This is a genomic window from Cedecea neteri (assembly GCF_000757825.1).
GTDB lineage: Bacteria > Pseudomonadota > Gammaproteobacteria > Enterobacterales > Enterobacteriaceae > Cedecea > Cedecea selenatireducens.
The window spans coordinates 2516182-2533397 of the sequence record NZ_CP009451.1 but is presented as its reverse complement, the minus strand read 5'-3'; the positions used below and the strand labels follow the sequence as shown (position 1 = coordinate 2533397).

Here is a 17216-nt window from a genome sequence, read left to right as displayed (position 1 = left end):
CTCCTTCAATGGGATCATGCGCCTCCCCGGCACGCTCATCGCGGCGGGGAGGCGCTGCGCTTATTTTTTATAAAGCGGGCCATAGTTCCGGCAGGCGCGATAATCCTGGCCTTCGACATCCATACCGTGCGCGCCCCACGCGGAAGGGCGATAAATTGCCTCGTCCGGCAGGTTATGCATACAAACCGGAATACGCAGCATTGACGCCAGGGTAATTAAATCCGCCCCGACGTGGCCGATAGTCAGCACGCCGTGGTTCGCGCCCCAGTTCGCCATCACAGAATAAACATCGGTAAAAGGGCCTTTGCCCGTAAGACGTGGCGCAAACCAGGTCGTTGGCCAGGTTTCGTTGGTGCGTTTATCCAGCGTGTCGTGCATCGCTTTTGGTAGCTCCACGCTCCAGCCTTCGGCGATTTGCAGCACCGGACCAACGCCTTTGATGAGGTTGACGCGGGACAGGGTGAACGGCGCGCCGCCGCGGGTCAGGAAGCCCGACGAGAAGCCACCCCCGCGGAAGTATTCATGAATTGCCGGGTACCACTCTGTCGCTTTCAGGCAGGCATCCGCTTCTTTCTGACTGATTTGCCAGTGCGGTTTTATTGTCGGTTTGCCCTGCTCATCCAGCTGCTGGCATGTGCCGTCCAGCGCCGCAGAGCCTGAGTTGATCAGGTGAATAATCCCGTGCTCTGCCTGGCCGGTCAGTTCGCTGCCGGTAACGCGTTTCACCGCGTCCGGCGACCAGTAGGTTCGCACGTCGGCAAAGACCTGCGCCGTACCCGTCAGCATGTGGCCGAACAGCATCGCCACGCCGTTCAGGCTATCGTTTTCGGTGGCAACAACAAACGGTTTGCGCACGCCATTCCAGTCGAAGGAGCTGTTGAGCAGGGCTTCGGCGGTATCGCCGTTGGGATATTGATCGGTCCAATGCCGCTGGCCCTGGAAGCCGGCCGCGATGGCATTGTAGCCCAGGGACTCCTCGACAAACCCCTTTTGCACCAGCTTCTGATTACCCTGCATCATGTCGCGAATACACATCGCCATTAGCAAGCTTTCCCGCAGTATGGCGCGGCTGCTTTCCGGCGAGCGGCGATACTGTTCGGCGTTAAGATCCGGGCCAAAGCGGAAGTGGTTATCTGCCCAGCTCAGCGCCAGCTCCAGTTCCTGCTCGTCGTAAATTTTCTGATCAATACGGCGGCGCAGCTCGGTCATATCCACGGCCTGGACTTTCATGCCGAGCCAGGACTCAAAGAAGTTGTGATCGACAATCGATCCGGCGATCCCCATAGAAACGCCGCCCAGCGACAGATAGCTTTTACCTTTCAGATGAGCCACTGCCAGCCCCGCCCGGGCGAAACGCAGCAGTTTCTCTTCGACATCTGGCGGAATACTGTTGTCGCCTTCGTCCTGCACATCGTGACCATAAATGGAAAATGCCGGGATGCCTTTCTGAGCGTGAGCCGCCAGCGCGGCAGCCAGATAAACCGCACCAGGGCGTTCCGTACCGTTAAAACCCCAGATAGCTTTTGGGCGGTCAGGGGCCATATCGATGGTTTCGCTGCCATAGCACCAGCACGGGGTGACGGTGATTGTCAGCCCAACGTTTTGGCTGCTGAACTTATCTTCACAGGCGGCAGACTCGGCCATTCCGGCAATGCAGCTATCGGCAATGACGCACTCCACCGGCGCACCGCACGGATGGCGCAGCCGTTCGCTCAGCAGGTGGGCTGTCGCCAGCGCCATGTTCATGGTCTGTTCTTCCAGCGATTCACGGACGCCCAGGCGTCGGCCGTCTATTGTCGGGCGGATACCAATTTTCGGGAGCGGTTTTACGGAATACTGTTGGCTTTTCATTCATTTTCCTCACGGTTAATCGGATAACATAACGGGTTGATATTCATCGTGCGGCTAGCTGGCTATCGCCGGGGTTGCCCCAGATTTGAATTTGGCAAAGATGAAAACAATGGCGAAGCAGATCGCCGGGATGATTTCAGCGGTAGGGAGGTTATTGGCGGCATCGCTGACAAAGCCCATTAACGGGGTGACCACTCCACCGCCTACAATGCCCATCACGATAATTGACGAGCCGTATTTGGTGTCCTGACCGAGGTTTTTGATGCCGAGCGAAAAAATGGTCGGGTACTGAATCGACATGAACAGGCTACAGAGCGTAAGGGCAATCAGCCCGATATGCCCTCCGGCGACGGCAGAAATAATGCAAAGCACCATGGAGATAAATGCGTAAATCGCCAGCACTTTATTCGGGGACTGACGGCGGATAAGCCACGTACCGGTGAAACGACCGATGAAGAAGCAAACCATAGTGGCGGTAAGGTAGTTGGCGGCAAAACCCGGCGTGGTGCCCGGTATTTCCTCGATGGCATAGCGGATCAGGTAGCTCCAGCAGGCCGTTTGTGCGCCGACATAGCAGAACTGTGCCAGCACGGACCAGCGCCAGTGGCGAATACGCAGCAAGCGTGAAACCGAGGACAGCAACGAACCGCTGTCGTCGTCGTGCGTATCGCTCTGTATTGTTGGAAAGCGGGTTAGGGCAATCAGTAGCGCGACGATGACGACCACGGCCACAATTATCATGTACGGAGACTGCACGGCGTGTACCAGGCTGCGGTTATAGGCCTCAAGCTGGACCGGCGTCATGTGCTTAAGAACGTCAGACGACTGATGCGGGACATGAGAAAGAATCAGCCCTTGCCCAAACACCACGGCTATAATTGCGCCGAAGGAATTAAAAGTCTGCGCCAGATTAATTCGGAAATGACCTGTTTTCTCCGGCCCTAATACAGTTACAAACGGATTGGCCGCGGTTTCTAAACAGCCAAGTCCGGCAGCGATAATAAATAATCCGATCAGAAAGAGGGTGTAATTCATACCCTGTGCAGCAGGCCAGAACAGCGCTGCGCCAATGGCATAAAATAGTAGCCCGGTAATGATCCCAGCTTTATAACTGAGCTTCTTCATTAGCATTCCGGCCGGAATGGGAATCAGGAAATAGCCGAAATAGAATGAGGACTGGATCAGCCCCGCCTGAAAATTATTTAGCATGAATGCCTGCTGGAATTGCGGCAATAGAATATCGTTAAGGTTGTTAGCAACGGCCCATAAGAAAAACAATGAACAGAGCAAAGCAAAGGGCAAGAGATAGCTTCCTTTAGGCTCATTGCTGTCAACGAGATAGGTCTGTGACTGGATGGATACGTTTCCCATAGCGCCCTCATCAGGAGTGGAGGAGATAATCGTGCCGCCATTCTTAGAACAAAAAACGCCGGAAAATTTGAATTCAGTCACATTGAAGATTCCCGACAAATGAACTGTGAGCCTTATCACTTTAATCAACCTATAAACATGCCCGTTTGAAACGAAAAGTGATTTAAACAGCCAGCGTAAATGACCGATTTATTATTTTTTATTTGAAACAGGCAGATGTTAATTAAATCAGTAACAACTGACCGTTTTTATGTTTATTCAATCAAAACGGACATTTTAATTTTTTTTATAACGGAGGTGGGGGCGTAATTGGCACAATTGTGTTGACGCCCATCACATATTTTTTGACTGAAAATGAACGGTCCTTAGCAGCGCATGATGATAACTCGCAGATATTCACTTCTTTTATTAAATCCATTCACTGGATAAAGAGGAAAAAATGGAAAGAGATTCACTGGCGCGCAGCATTATTTCTACCTGCCTGGAGATGACAAGGCTTGGGCTTAATCAGGGAACGGCGGGCAACGTTAGCGTGCGCTACCGGGACGGTATGCTGATAACGCCGACGGGTATTCCCTACGAAACGTTAACCCCTTCCCACATCGTTTATGTGGATGCCGGGGGCAAGCATGAAGAGGGAAAAATCCCGTCCAGCGAGTGGCGCTTCCATCAGATGGCATATCAAACCCGGCCCGATGCTAATGCCGTGGTGCATAACCACGCGGTTCACTGTACGGCCGTTTCTATTCTTAATCGCCCGATCCCGGCTATTCATTACATGATTGCCGCTGCGGGTGGGAATACGATCCCCTGCGCCCCTTACGCGACTTTCGGCTCTAAAAAGCTCTCGGAATATGTGGCGATAGCGCTGAAAAATCGTAAGGCTATCCTGCTGCAACATCACGGCATGATTGCCTGTGAAATCAACTTGCAAAAGGCGCTCTGGCTGGCGCACGAAGTGGAAGTGCTCGCCCATCTCTATCTCGCTACTTTGGCTATCAACGACCCGGTTCCCGTGCTTTCGGAGGCGGAAATTGCCACCGTGCTTGAGAAATTCAAAACCTACGGCCTGCGTGTAGAGGAGTAACACCATGACAAACCGCATGATATTAAATGAGACCTCGTGGTTTGGCCGGGGGGCGATTAACGAACTGATCCCGGAGGTGCGGCGTCGTGGCTATCGCAAAGCGTTAATTGTTACGGATGCGAGGCTTATAGCCTGCGGCACGGTGGCTAAGGTTACCGCCGGCCTGGATCGGGCCGGTTTTCCTTATAAGGTCTTTGATGGCGTTATCCCCAACCCGACAATCAGCGTGGTGAAGCAGGGACTGACAGCCTTCAGGCAATCGGAGGCGGATTATCTTATCGCGATTGGCGGGGGGTCGCCGCAGGACACTTGTAAAGCCATCGGGATAATCATTAATAACCCCGAATTTGAAGACGTTCGCAGCCTGGAAGGCGTAGCTGCGACTCGGCGTGCGTGCGTGCCGATTATGGCGATTCCGACCACGTCGGGTACGGCAGCAGAAGTGACTATCAACTACGTCATTACCGATGAAGAAAAGCGGCGTAAATTTGTCTGTGTTGACCCTCACGATATCCCGCTGGTTGCCTTTATTGATGCAGACATGATGGATGGAATGCCTGCTGCGCTAAAAGCGGCGACGGGTGTGGATGCGCTTACGCACGCCATCGAAGGGTTTATCACTCTGGGAGCGTGGGAGCTGACAGATATTTTACATCTTAAAGCGATTGAGATTATTGCCCGTTCGCTGCGCGCGTCCGTTGCCGGAAAACCGGAGGCGGTAGAGTCGATGGCGCTGGGGCAATATATCGCCGGGATGGGGTTTTCCAATGTAGGGCTGGGGCTGGTTCACGGCATGGCCCATCCACTGGGGGCGTTTTATAACACTCCCCACGGCGTGGCGAACGCCATTCTGCTGCCGCATGTGATGCGTTATAACGCTGCTTTTACTGGGGACAAATATTCCCGTATTGCACAGGCAATGGGTGTTGATGTGGCAACCGCTACGCTGGAGCAGACTCGAGATTTAGCGATACGGGCCGTGGAGGCACTAAACAGGGATGTGGGTATTCCCGCAAAACTACGGGAGGCTGGCATGCGTGAGGCGGATATTCCGGCACTGGCGCAGGCCGCGCTGGAAGATGTTTGTACCGGCGGTAACCCGCGAAAAGCGACCTTTGAGGAGATAGTCGGGCTTTATCGTCAGGCTTATTAAATGACAAAGGCACCCGAGGGTGCCTTTGCTCAAGCCTTAATATTCCCACGTATCCGGATCGATCCCCAGTTCACGCATGATGACCTTGGCATCTTCCGGAATCTCATCGCTGCGTTCTTTACGCAGGTCAGCATCGTTCGGCAGCGGTTGGCCGGTGAACGCGTGCAGAAAAGCTTCACACAGCAGTTCACTGTTGGTCGCATGACGCAGGTTATTCACCTGGCGACGCGTGCGCTCGTCGGTGAGGATCTTCAACACTTTCAGAGGAATGGAAACCGTAATTTTCTTTACTTGTTCACTCTTCTTGCCGTGCTCAGCGTAGGGGCTGATATATTCGCCGCTCCATTCAGCCATGAGATACCTTAATCCTCTTAATCTATGAAAATGTGCCAAAGCCGGGTGAATCCACGGCGTTGACGATTATCTCTTTTAGTGTACAGCGTAGGATAACCCTTTCCTGAGCGCGAAACTCAGACGCATACACTCTAAAACGCATAATTTTAACGGCTATTTGTCTTTTGCTCAATCTATACGCAAAGAGGTTTAGATGTCCAGATGTATTGACGTCTATACTGCGGTTGTTTACTCTGAGGCCTGACTTTTATTCGACCAGCAAGGATCGGGCACACCATGACGCGTAAACAGGCAACCATAGCAGTTCGTAGCGGTTTGAATGATGACGAGCAGTACGGCTGCGTCGTTCCACCTATTCACCTGTCCAGCACCTATAACTTTACCGGCTTCAACGAGCCGCGCGCCCATGACTATTCGCGTCGCGGTAACCCAACGCGTGACGTTGTGCAGCGGGCGCTGGCGGAGCTGGAAGGCGGCGCGGGCGCGGTGTTAACCAATACCGGGATGTCGGCGATCCACCTGGTGACTACCGTATTTCTGAAGCCCGGCGACCTGCTGGTTGCGCCTCATGACTGCTATGGTGGCAGCTATCGCCTGTTTGATAGTCTTGCAAAACGTGGGGCCTATCGCGTTTTATTCGTCGATCAGAACGATGAAGAAGCTTTAAAATCTGCGCTGGCGGAAAAACCTAAGCTGGTATTGGTAGAAAGTCCAAGTAATCCATTGTTGCGCGTCGTGGATATTGCGAAAATCTGCGCCGCGGCGCGTGAAGCCGGTGCGGTTAGCGTGGTGGATAACACCTTCCTGAGCCCGGCGCTGCAAAATCCGCTGGCGCTGGGGGCTGACCTGGTCCTGCACTCGTGCACCAAATACCTTAACGGCCACTCTGATGTGGTTGCCGGCGTGGTGATTGCGAAGGATCCGGCGACTGTCACCGAGTTGGCATGGTGGGCGAATAACATTGGCGTCACCGGCGGTGCATTCGACAGCTATCTGCTGCTGCGCGGCCTGCGTACCCTGTCGCCACGTATGGAGGTGGCTCAGCGCAATGCCCAGGCAATTGTTGAGTTCCTCAGGCAGCAACCGCTGGTGAAAAAGCTGTATCATCCTTCACTGCCGGAAAATCAGGGCCACGAAATCGCCGCTCGTCAGCAAAAAGGGTTTGGCGCGATGCTGAGTTTTGAGCTGGACGGCGACGAGCAAACGCTGCGTCGTTTCCTGAGTGCCCTGTCGCTGTTTACTCTGGCGGAATCGCTGGGTGGCGTGGAAAGTTTGATTTCACACGCCGCAACCATGACCCATGCGGGCATGGCTCCGGAGGCGCGCGCCGCCGCCGGTATTTCTGAGACGCTGCTGCGCGTTTCAACAGGTATAGAAGATAGTGAAGATTTAATTGCCGATCTGGAAAATGCCTTCCGGGTCGCTGCCGAGGGGTAAGCATGAGTGTTTCAGCACCAGCAGGGACGCCGGTTCGTCAACTGCACAAGTTTGGGGGCAGCAGTCTTGCCGATGTGAAGTGTTACCTGCGCGTGGCGGGTATCATGACCGAGTATTCCAGACCGGGTGACATGATGGTGGTTTCGGCCGCCGGCAGTACCACTAACCAGTTGATCAACTGGCTCAAGCTGAGCCAGAGCGACAGGCTTTCCGCGCATCAGGTGCAGCAAACGCTGCGCCGCTACCAGAGCGATCTTATTGGCGGCCTGCTGCCGCCGGACGTTGCCGATGGCCTGATTGCCGATTTTATCCACGACCTTGAGCGCCTTGCGGGACTGCTGGACGGCAAAATGACCGATGCCGTTTACGCAGAGGTGGTTGGGCACGGCGAGGTCTGGTCGGCACGTCTGATGTCTGCCGTCCTGAACCAACTTGGTGTTGAAGCCGCGTGGCTGGACGCCCGTGATTTTATGCGTGCTGAACGAGCTGCTCAGCCGCAGGTTGATGAGGGCCGTTCCTGGCCACTGCTGCAAAACTTGCTTGCCCAGCATCCGAATAAACGGCTGGTTGTCACGGGCTTTATTTGCAGCAACGAGGCGGGGGAAACCGTTCTGCTGGGACGTAACGGTTCTGACTACTCTGCGACGCAAATTGGCGCGCTGGCCGGCGTTTCCCGTGTCACTATCTGGAGTGACGTTGCCGGTGTATACAGCGCCGACCCGCGTAAGGTTAAAGATGCCTGCCTGCTGCCGCTCCTGCGTCTTGATGAAGCTAGCGAACTGGCTCGCCTTGCCGCCCCGGTTTTGCACGCTCGTACCTTGCAGCCCGTATCCGGGAGCGATATCGACCTTCAGCTGCGCTGCAGCTATTCGCCTGAGCAGGGCTCTACGCGAATTGAGCGCGTGCTGGCCTCCGGCACCGGCGCACGTATTGTCACCAGTCACGACGATGTCTGCCTGATCGAGTATCAGGTGCCGTCGCATCAGGACTTTAAGCTGGCGCAAAAAGAGCTGGATCTGATCCTCAAGCGTGGCCAGGTACGCCCGCTGTCGATTGGCGTACATCCTGACCGTAACCTGCTTCAGCTTTGCTACACCTCTGAAGTTGCAAACAGCGTGCTGTTGCTTCTCCAGGACGCCGGTTTGCAGGGTGAACTGCGTCTGCGGGAAGGCCTGGCACTTGTGGCGATGGTGGGGGCGGGCGTTTGTCGTAACCCGCTGCATAGCCACCGCTTCTGGCAGCAGCTAAAAGATCATCCCGTCGAGTTTATCTGGCAGTCGGAAGACGGCATTAGCCTGGTGGCCGTGCTGCGCGTTGGTCCAACGGAGAGCCTGATTCAGGGCTTACATAAGTCGCTGTTTCGTGCTGAAAAACGTATTGGCTTGATGCTATTCGGAAAAGGCAATATCGGCTCCCGCTGGCTTGAGCTTTTTGCCCGTGAGCAGGAAGTTCTCTCTGCCCGTACCGGCTTTGAGTTTGTGCTTGCCGGCGTGGTTGATAGCAGCCGTAGCCTGCTGAACTATGAAGGGCTGGATGCCAGCCGCGCGTTGGCCTTCTTCAATGACGAGGCCGTCCAGCAGGATGAAGAGTCGCTGTTCCTGTGGATGCGCGCTCACCCTTACGATGATTTAGTGGTGCTGGACGTGACCGCCAGCGAGCAGCTTGCGGATCAGTATCTCGACTTCGCCAGCCACGGCTTCCACGTGATCAGCGCCAATAAGCTGGCCGGCGCGGGAAATGGCCATAAGTATCGCCAGATTCGCGATGCGTTTGAGAAAACGGGGCGCCACTGGCTGTACAACGCGACGGTAGGTGCCGGGCTTCCGGTTAACCATACCGTGCGTGACCTGCGCGATAGCGGTGATGCCATTTTGGCTATTAGCGGTATTTTCTCCGGGACGCTCTCATGGCTGTTCCTGCAGTTTGACGGCACCGTGCCGTTTACCGAGCTGGTGGATCAAGCCTGGCAGCAGGGGCTGACCGAGCCGGATCCGCGCGTTGACCTTTCTGGTAAAGACGTGATGCGTAAGCTGGTGATCCTTGCCCGCGAAGCGGGTTATGACATCGAGCCGGATCAGGTTCGGGTGGAATCTCTGGTACCTTCAGGCTGTGAAGGTGGCTCCATCGACCACTTCTTTGAAAATGGCGATGAGCTGAACGAGCAAATGCTGCAACGGCTGGAGGCCGCGCAGGAAATGGGGCTGGTGCTGCGCTACGTGGCTCGTTTTGATGCGAACGGCAAGGCGCGCGTTGGCGTTGAAGCCGTGCGTGCAGAGCATCCGCTTGCCGCTCTGCTGCCGTGCGATAACGTCTTCGCGATTGAAAGCCGTTGGTACCGTGATAACCCGCTGGTAATTCGCGGACCTGGCGCCGGCCGCGACGTGACGGCCGGGGCAATCCAGTCTGATTTGAACCGCCTGGCACAGCTGCTGTAGTTGTTTTTCCCCGCACTCTCTTCCTCCCGGAGGAGAGTGCGTTTTCCTGCAAGCCTTCCTTTCTACCCCTCCTGAAAAAAATTCATCTTGAGTGAGAATTCCTCCACTTTCTGTGGTGATATTTCTGTTGACGCATTGGCGCTTTTCCGTCATCTTTCTATCCAGACGTCTAAACGTCTGGGTGGCAACGGGTGCAATAACACACAATAATGATGCGATTGATGAGGTAAGGGTATGAGCTTTTTTCACGCCAACCAGCGGGAAGCGCTGAATCAGAGTCTGGCCGAAGTGGCGGGGCATATTAACGTTTCCTTTGAGTTTTTCCCGCCGCGCACCAGTGAAATGGAACAGACCCTGTGGAAGTCAATCGACAGACTGAGCAGCCTGAAACCTCAGTTCGTCTCCGTTACCTACGGCGCAAACTCCGGTGAACGAGACCGTACCCACAGCATTATTAAAGGCATAAAAGATCGCACCGGCCTTGAGGCGGCTCCGCATCTCACCTGTATTGATGCGACACGCGATGAACTTCGCGCTATTGCGCAGGACTACTGGAACAGTGGTATCCGCCATATCGTTGCGCTTCGGGGCGATCTACCGCCTGACAGCGGAAAACCGGATATGTATGCCTCTGACTTAGTGGCTCTGCTGAAGGAAGTCGGCGACTTTGATATTTCCGTTGCGGCCTACCCGGAAGTACACCCCGAAGCCAAAAGTGCCCAGGCGGATTTACTTAACCTGCGTCGTAAAATTGAAGCCGGGGCTAACCGCGCGATTACTCAATTCTTCTTTGATGTTGAAAGTTATCTTCGCTTCCGCGACCGCTGTGCCGCGACCGGAATTGATGTTGAGATCATCCCTGGCATCCTGCCGGTATCTAACTTCAGACAGGCGAAGAAATTTGCCGACATGACTAACGTACGCATTCCTTCATGGATGGCGCAGATGTTTGAAGGTTTGGACAACGACGCAGAAACACGCCAGCTGGTTGGGGCGAATATCGCGATGGATATGGTCAAGATACTCAGCCGTGAAGGCGTGAAGGATTTCCATTTCTACACGCTGAACCGGGCGGAAATGAGCTATGCGATTTGCCACACTTTAGGTGTTCGTCCGGCGCTGTAACCGTTTATTTTCGATAAAAAAAGCCCCGCTTTGGACTGCACCCCAAAAGTTGGACACCCAACTGAGTAAGGTGCAGTTTTTTATGGCAAAGCCAAAATATTCCCTCGAAACCAGATTAGCTGTAGTCAAACACTACCTTGCCGGAAAAGATGGAACACATCGTACCGCTGAACGTTTTGGTGTTGAAAGAACATCAGTGCGACGCTGGGTAAGAGCCTGGCAACTCCACGGTATTGATGGCATTACCTGGAAAAATGACCGCCATTCTCCGGCGTTCCGGATTGCTGTCGTACGCACGGTTCTCGCTGAAGAACTTTCGATGCGCGAAGCTGCCGCACGGTTTAATATCTCCACTGAAACCGTTGTCCGGCACTGGGTGAATGTCTACAAAGACGCAGGTGAAAAAGGACTTCTGAGCATAAAACCTGGCCGGAGCAAGGACATGACAAAACCCAAAAAAACACCTCCACTTACCGATGCTGCGCTGGATAAGTTATCTCCCGAAGAGTTGCGGGCTGAACTTCGTTACCTGCGAGCAGAGAATGCCTATCTAAAAAAGCTGAAGGCCTTAGTTCAAAGCGAGAAAAACGGCGGAAAGCCGCAATAATCAACGAACTAAGGCTGGAGTATGCGCTCAGTGATCTTCTTCGTGCAGCGGGCATGTCCCGCAGTACGTGGTATCACAATATCAATGCGCTGAAGCGAGCAGACAGGCATGCCGGGCTGAAAGCCAAAATCAGAGAGATTTATCACTATCACAAAGGGCGTTATGGCTACCGCAGGATCACGCTCTCGCTGAGAAGGCAGGGTCTGCTGGTGAACCATAAAACTGTACAGCGGCTGATGGCAGAACTGTCGCTCCGTTCTCTGATAAGGGTGAAGAAATATCGTGCCTGGAAAGGGGAAGTGGGCAAGGCTGCACCCAATATCCTGGGCCGGAACTTCGGGGCATCGAAAGCCAACGAAAAATGGGTCACGGATGTCACCGAGTTCTCAGTACAGGGTAAAAAGCTGTATCTGTCGCCGGTTCTCGATCTGTTTAACCGGGAGATTATCTCCTACAGCCTGTCGGAAAGGCCGGTGATGGAGATGGTTAATAGCATGCTGCGCGATGCGTTCCTGAAGCTCAGCCCGGAAGATAGCCCCTTGCTGCACACGGATCAGGGCTGGCAATATCGAATGGCAGGCTATCAGGCAAGGTTAAAGGCACAGGGCATGACACAAAGTATGTCGCGCAAAGGAAACTGTCTGGATAATGCGGTGATGGAGAACTTCTTCGGCACACTGAAATCGGAGTGTTTTTACCTGAACAGGTTCAGCGATCTGAATGAACTGAGGAAGGCGATAGAGGACTATATCCATTACTATAACAACGAGCGGATCAGTCTGAAATTAAAAGGCCTGAGTCCGGTAGAATACCGAACCCAGACCCCGATAGCCGCTTAACATGAACTGTCCAACTTTATGGGGTCAGTCCACTTACATACGCGGGGCTTTTTGCTTAACTGGAAAAAGACGTTACTGATTGCCTACCTGCTCGCTGTAAGGCAGCGAGTCGTAATCCCTTAACGCGTTTTTCTCATACGGGTTACCAATCCAGCGGGTTGCTTCTACAAACTGCGGGCTGGCGATGGCTCGCGTTGCATCGTAGCCGTCGTAGGTTAAACCGGCCAAATCAGACCAGGTATGAATCAGTTCTGAGCTGCTGTACTTCCGGTTTATATCGCCCGAGAAGTCACGCGGATGAGCCTGCTGCCAGGTCGGTGACGTCCAGACAATAAACGGTATGGTGTACATATGACGCGTTGGGTTGCTTTCGTTACGACCCTGCGTCTGGTGCGGTGGCGTATCGTAAACCTCTTCCCCATGGTCTGAGAAATAGAGCAGGAAACCGTTAGGGTCGCTGGCTTTGTAGTCTTTGATCAGCGTGGAAACCACATGGTCGTTAAACAGGTTGGCGTTATCGTAGCTGTTGTAGGCTTCTTGCTGATCTTTGCTCAAACCTGCAGGTAAATCATCGGTTTTACCGTCAAACTTGCCCCAGTTTTCCGGGTAGCGGAAGTCGTAGCGAATATGCGTACCCAGCAAATGCACGATAATGAACTTCTTCGGTGCCGGGTCTGCCAGCACCTCTTTAAACGGTGCCAGGACGTTAGTGTCGTATTCGCGTGCGCTCTGCGTACGCTGCTGATTCATATAATATTGCTTGTCGGTCTGCCTTGAGAACACCGTCAGCATCGTGTTGCGCTCGGTCATTGTCTGCTGGTTGGTTATCCAGAACGTTTTGTAACCGGCCTGCTTCATCAGGTTCATCAGCGAAGGTTTGGTCAGATAAAGGTCCGGATCTTTCTCGTCCGCAAACGTCAGCGCCTGCTGCAGAATTTCGATGGTGTAGGGACGTGACGTGACGACGTTGTTAAACACCGTCATTTGCGGGTCGGTCTTGTGCAGCTCGTCCAGTTCAGGCGTTGTCTGGCGGTGATAGCCATAAAGGCTCATACGGCCACGCTGTGTCGACTCGCCAATCACCAGCACTAAGGTGCGCGGCGCGTTGCCGGAGGCATCTTTCAGGTTAGCCAAAGGCGGCAGCGCGTTGTTGGAATTGAGCATGCTGTTCAGGCTGTCCAACTGCTGGCGGTACTCGGTATAGGCGACGATAAACTGCCACGGTGCCGCTGGCTCAAGGCGAGAAGAAATACTTGAGAACGAGTCGCCGATGCTGCGTTTGTTAATGAGCCACTCTTTGCCGACCGGGTTAAGCACCAGACCAAACAGGATGGCGAAGGAGACCAGCCAGCGCCATGGATTTGGAATATAAACCGGGCGCAAGCGTGTCCAAAGCAGGATTGCCACCAGAGTATAGGCCAGCGTAATCAACAACAGCTTCAGGCTAAAATACTGGCTTAGGTATTCGCTGGCTTCGTTGGCGTTTGTCTCGAACATCACAAACAGAACGCTTTGTGAGAACTCCTGTCCGTAAACAACGTAATAGCCGAGAGCCGCAATCGAAGCTGCCCATAGAACGACGCCGATAGCGGCGGCGATAATGCGCGTACGCTGTGGGAACAGAAAGACGGGAATAAACCACAGGGAGCTGAACAGCAGGGAATCACGCAGCCCCGTTGTACCGCTGTATCCTGTTGATAATATGGCAATCTGCAGAACCGATGAAAAATACCAAAAATAAAGTAAAACCCATCCAAGGGCTTTAATGCTGAACTTGCGTTCAGGCGGGTTCGATGTGAAGTGCATTCTCTTGCCTGTGCTAAAAAATTATCATTAACCGTAATGAGAAAACCTTAAGTAAGCCTTAGTTATGGACGCTACGGTGGCTTTTATTGACGAAAAAAGCCACCCGTAAACGAGTGACTTTTGCGCACAATATAGGAAATGTGTCTGGATAATGACAGCGGAATTTGGAGCTTGTTCCACAACGATTTACGGTGGCTCTACTTTTGCATGTTTATTGTCTTTTTATTTAAGAAGAATAAATAGTTAAGGCAAATTGCAATAATGATGAGCCTTTTAATTAGCCTGCAATGAAAAACCCCGCCGAAGCGGGGTTTAGAGGTAGTTAATAAAGAATTAACCGGTATTACGCATCCCGGCGGCAACGCCGGCGATGGTGACCATCAGGGCTTGTTCTACACGGGCATCAGGTTCTTCGCCTTTCTCTTCCGACTGACGTGAGCGGTGTAGCAGCTCGGCCTGCAGGACGTTCAGCGGGTCGGTGTAGATATTACGTAGGGTGATAGACTCGGCAATCCACGGTAAATCTTCCATCAGGTGCGAGTCATTGGCGATGTCCAGCACGACCTTGATGTCGGCTTCGAGCTGGTCACGAAGTTGTTTACCCAGCTTCCACAACTCGGGCTTCACCAGGCGCTGATCGTAGTATTCCGCCAGCCACAGGTCTGCTTTCGCAAATACCATCTCCAGCATACCGAGGCGAGTGGAGAAGAACGGCCAGTCGCGGCACATTGTTTCCAGTTCGCTTTGTTTCCCTTCCTCCACCACTTTTTGTAGTGCAGCACCGGCTCCCAGCCAGGCAGGCAGCATCAGGCGGTTCTGGGTCCAGGCGAAGATCCACGGAATGGCGCGCAGAGATTCTACGCCGCCGTTTGGACGGCGTTTTGCCGGGCGAGAGCCCAATGGAAGTTTGCCCAATTCCAGCTCCGGCGTTGCGGAACGGAAATACGGCACGAAGTCTTCGTTTTCCCGAATATAGCCGCGATACATCTCGCATGAGGTGGCCGAAAGTGAATTCATAATCTGGATCCACTCTTTCTTCGGCTCCGGCGGCGGCAGCAGGTTAGCTTCAAGAATGGCGCTGGTGTAGAGCGACAGGCTGCTGATGGTGATTTCCGGCAGGCCGTATTTGAAGCGGATCATCTCGCCTTGCTCAGTCACACGCAGGCCGCCCTTCAGGCTTCCCGGTGGCTGTGAAAGCAGGGCCGCGTGAGCAGGTGCACCGCCACGACCGATAGAGCCACCGCGACCGTGGAACAGCGTCAGGGCAATCCCGGCCTTCTCGCAGGTTTTGATCAGGGCATCTTGCGCTTCGTATTGCGCCCAGGATGCAGCCATTACGCCCGCATCTTTCGCCGAGTCAGAATAGCCAATCATGACCATTTGCTTGCCCTGGATAAAGCCGCGGTACCAGTCAATGTTCAGCAACTGGGTCATTACGTCGTCGGCGTTATTCAGGTCGTCGAGGGTTTCAAACAGCGGCGCAACCGGCAGGGCGAAAGTACAACCGGCTTCTTTAAGAAGCAGGTGAACGGCCAGCACGTCGGAAGGCGTTTTGGCCATCGAAATAACGTAGGCCGCGATAGAACCACGCGGGGCTTCGGCGACCACTTTACAGGTTTCCAGCACTTCGCGGGTATCCGCGCTTGGTTCCCACTGGCGGGGCAGCAGAGGGCGCTTGGAATTCAGTTCGCGGATCAGGAAGGCTTGTTTGTCGGCCTCTGACCAGCTTTCGTAATCACCGATGCCAATATAGCGAGTCATTTCGCCCAACGCTTCGCTGTGGCGAGTACTTTCCTGGCGGATATCAATGCGTACCAACGGCACGCCGAAGCATTTCACGCGGCGCAGGGTATCCAACAGCTGTCCGTTGGCGATAATCCCCATCCCGCAGGCCTGCAGCGATTGATAACAGGCATAGAGCGGGTCCCAGAGCTGCTCGTTTTGAATGAGCAGACCTTCAGGTTTGGGCAGGCGCTGACCTTTCAGACGGGCTTCAAGCCATGCCTGAGTGGCAAGCAGCTGCTGGCGCAGCCCTTTCATGATGTGACGATAAGGTTCCTGGCCCGCATCCGGTCCTGCCAGCTCGCTCAGCTCCGCCGTACATTCCACCATCGACAGCTCTGAAACCAGCACCGCAATATCGCGCAGGAACAGGTCAGTGGCTTTCCAGCGGCTAAGCAGCAGGACGTGACGGGTGATTTCGGAGGTGACGTTCGGGTTACCGTCGCGGTCACCGCCCATCCAGGAGGTGAAACGTACCGGTACGAAGTCCACCGGCAGCTTGTAGTTCAGGTTCTCTTCGAGCTGCTCGTTAAGCTCGCGCAGGTAGTTTGGTACGCCTTCCCAGAGGCTGTTTTCCACCACCGCAAAGCCCCATTTGGCTTCGTCGACCGGAGAAGGGCGATGTTTACGGATTTCGTCGGTATGCCAGGCCTGAGCAACAAGCTGGCGCAGGCGGCGCATTATCTGGTTACGCTCGTAGTCGGCGAGATCGCTGTGGTCGAGTTGCTTCAGGCAACTGTTCACTTCGACCAATTTGTGAATCAGGGTACGGCGGGTGATTTCCGTAGGGTGAGCGGTAAGCACCAGCTCCAGAGAGAGGGACTCAACGGCTTCACGAATTGCGGCTTCGCTGATGTCTGGCTGATTTTTTAATTTTTGCAGCGTTTTGGCGATAACTTCCGGGTTACTGACCGCTTCGCCCGTCGCGGAGATGCTGTGGTACTGCTCTGCGGTGTTGGCAAGATTAAGGAACTGGCTAAAAGCACGGGCGACGGGGAGCAGTTCATCATTTGAGAGGTTCTGCAGCGTGCTCAGCAGCTCCTGACGATGGGCTTCATTACCGGCGCGGGAGGACTTGGATAACTTACGGATCGTTTCTACGCGGTCGAGAATATTCTCCCCCAGCGCATCTTTGATGGTATCTCCGAGCAGTTTTCCGAGCATGCTGACATTACTTCGCAAAGCAGAATAGCGTTCGTTCATATGACTCCAGCCCAATCTATTATGTAACTTAATTTCACCCGTGAAGGTTCAACACCGCCTTTTATAAAGCCACGTCGTTAACCATTCGTCAATTGCTACGAAATCGTTTCAGCAAACGAAGAAATGACGCGAATTTATGAAATTTAATTACCAACTTCGCTCATAA

At 53.9% G+C, this 17216-nt stretch carries 11 protein-coding genes; 6 read left to right on the top strand and 5 right to left on the bottom strand.

What is annotated here, in order from left to right; translation table 11 throughout:
* Window positions 1-60: 60 nt before the first annotated feature.
* Both fucI and fucP read right to left on the bottom strand, forming a co-directional pair.
* Window positions 61-1851, bottom strand: coding sequence for an L-fucose isomerase (gene fucI / locus JT31_RS11680; RefSeq protein ID WP_038477029.1), 1791 nt, complete (start codon window positions 1849-1851; stop codon window positions 61-63).
* Window positions 1852-1905: 54 nt separating this feature from the next.
* Window positions 1906-3222 carry an L-fucose:H+ symporter permease gene (gene fucP / locus JT31_RS11675; RefSeq protein WP_038483045.1) on the bottom strand — a complete coding sequence of 439 codons (1317 nt, stop codon included), beginning with the start codon at window positions 3220-3222 and terminating at the stop codon, window positions 1906-1908.
* 439 nt (window positions 3223-3661) lie between these two features.
* On the opposite strand from fucP, the gene fucA reads away from it, so the two are divergent.
* Together fucA and fucO are read left to right on the top strand one after the other, a co-directional pair.
* Window positions 3662-4309, top strand: coding sequence for an L-fuculose-phosphate aldolase (gene fucA, locus JT31_RS11670; RefSeq protein ID WP_038477026.1), 648 nt, complete (start codon window positions 3662-3664; stop codon window positions 4307-4309).
* A gap of 4 nt (window positions 4310-4313) precedes the next feature.
* The gene (gene fucO, locus JT31_RS11665; protein ID WP_038477023.1) at window positions 4314-5462 is read left to right on the top strand and encodes a lactaldehyde reductase; all 1149 of its coding nucleotides are present in this window, start codon (window positions 4314-4316) and stop codon (window positions 5460-5462) included.
* 36 nt (window positions 5463-5498) lie between these two features.
* Here fucO and metJ read toward each other — a convergent pair whose 3' ends face one another.
* On the bottom strand, window positions 5499-5816 hold the full coding sequence (gene metJ, locus JT31_RS11660) for a met regulon transcriptional regulator MetJ (protein WP_008457553.1): 318 nt from the start codon (window positions 5814-5816) through the stop codon (window positions 5499-5501).
* A gap of 276 nt (window positions 5817-6092) precedes the next feature.
* Between metJ and metB the strand changes: the two genes are divergently transcribed.
* The 4 genes from metB (at window position 6093) to JT31_RS23720 (ending at window position 12259) form a co-directional block, all read left to right on the top strand.
* Window positions 6093-7253, top strand: a complete 1161-nt coding sequence (gene metB, locus JT31_RS11655) for a cystathionine gamma-synthase (protein WP_038477020.1) — start codon at window positions 6093-6095, stop codon at window positions 7251-7253.
* 2 nt (window positions 7254-7255) lie between these two features.
* Window positions 7256-9688 (top strand): bifunctional aspartate kinase/homoserine dehydrogenase II, encoded by a 2433-nt coding sequence (locus JT31_RS11650; protein WP_038477017.1) that lies wholly within the window; start codon window positions 7256-7258, stop codon window positions 9686-9688.
* A gap of 234 nt (window positions 9689-9922) precedes the next feature.
* Window positions 9923-10813, top strand: coding sequence for a methylenetetrahydrofolate reductase (gene metF / locus JT31_RS11645; protein WP_038477014.1), 891 nt, complete (start codon window positions 9923-9925; stop codon window positions 10811-10813).
* An 82-nt stretch (window positions 10814-10895) separates the two neighbouring features.
* A protein-coding gene (locus JT31_RS23720) for an IS3 family transposase (protein ID WP_144244011.1) occupies window positions 10896-12259 on the top strand; the annotation gives its coding sequence in 2 pieces (ribosomal slippage) (window positions 10896-11373 and window positions 11373-12259; 1365 coding nt in all).
* 72 nt (window positions 12260-12331) lie between these two features.
* Here the strand turns inward: JT31_RS23720 and JT31_RS11630 are convergent.
* Together JT31_RS11630 and ppc are read right to left on the bottom strand one after the other, a co-directional pair.
* Window positions 12332-14065 carry a phosphoethanolamine transferase CptA gene (locus JT31_RS11630; protein WP_038477011.1) on the bottom strand — a complete coding sequence of 578 codons (1734 nt, stop codon included), beginning with the start codon at window positions 14063-14065 and terminating at the stop codon, window positions 12332-12334.
* Window positions 14066-14398: 333 nt separating this feature from the next.
* Window positions 14399-17050, bottom strand: coding sequence for a phosphoenolpyruvate carboxylase (gene ppc / locus JT31_RS11625; protein WP_038477007.1), 2652 nt, complete (start codon window positions 17048-17050; stop codon window positions 14399-14401).
* Between the last annotated feature and the right edge of the window lie 166 nt (window positions 17051-17216).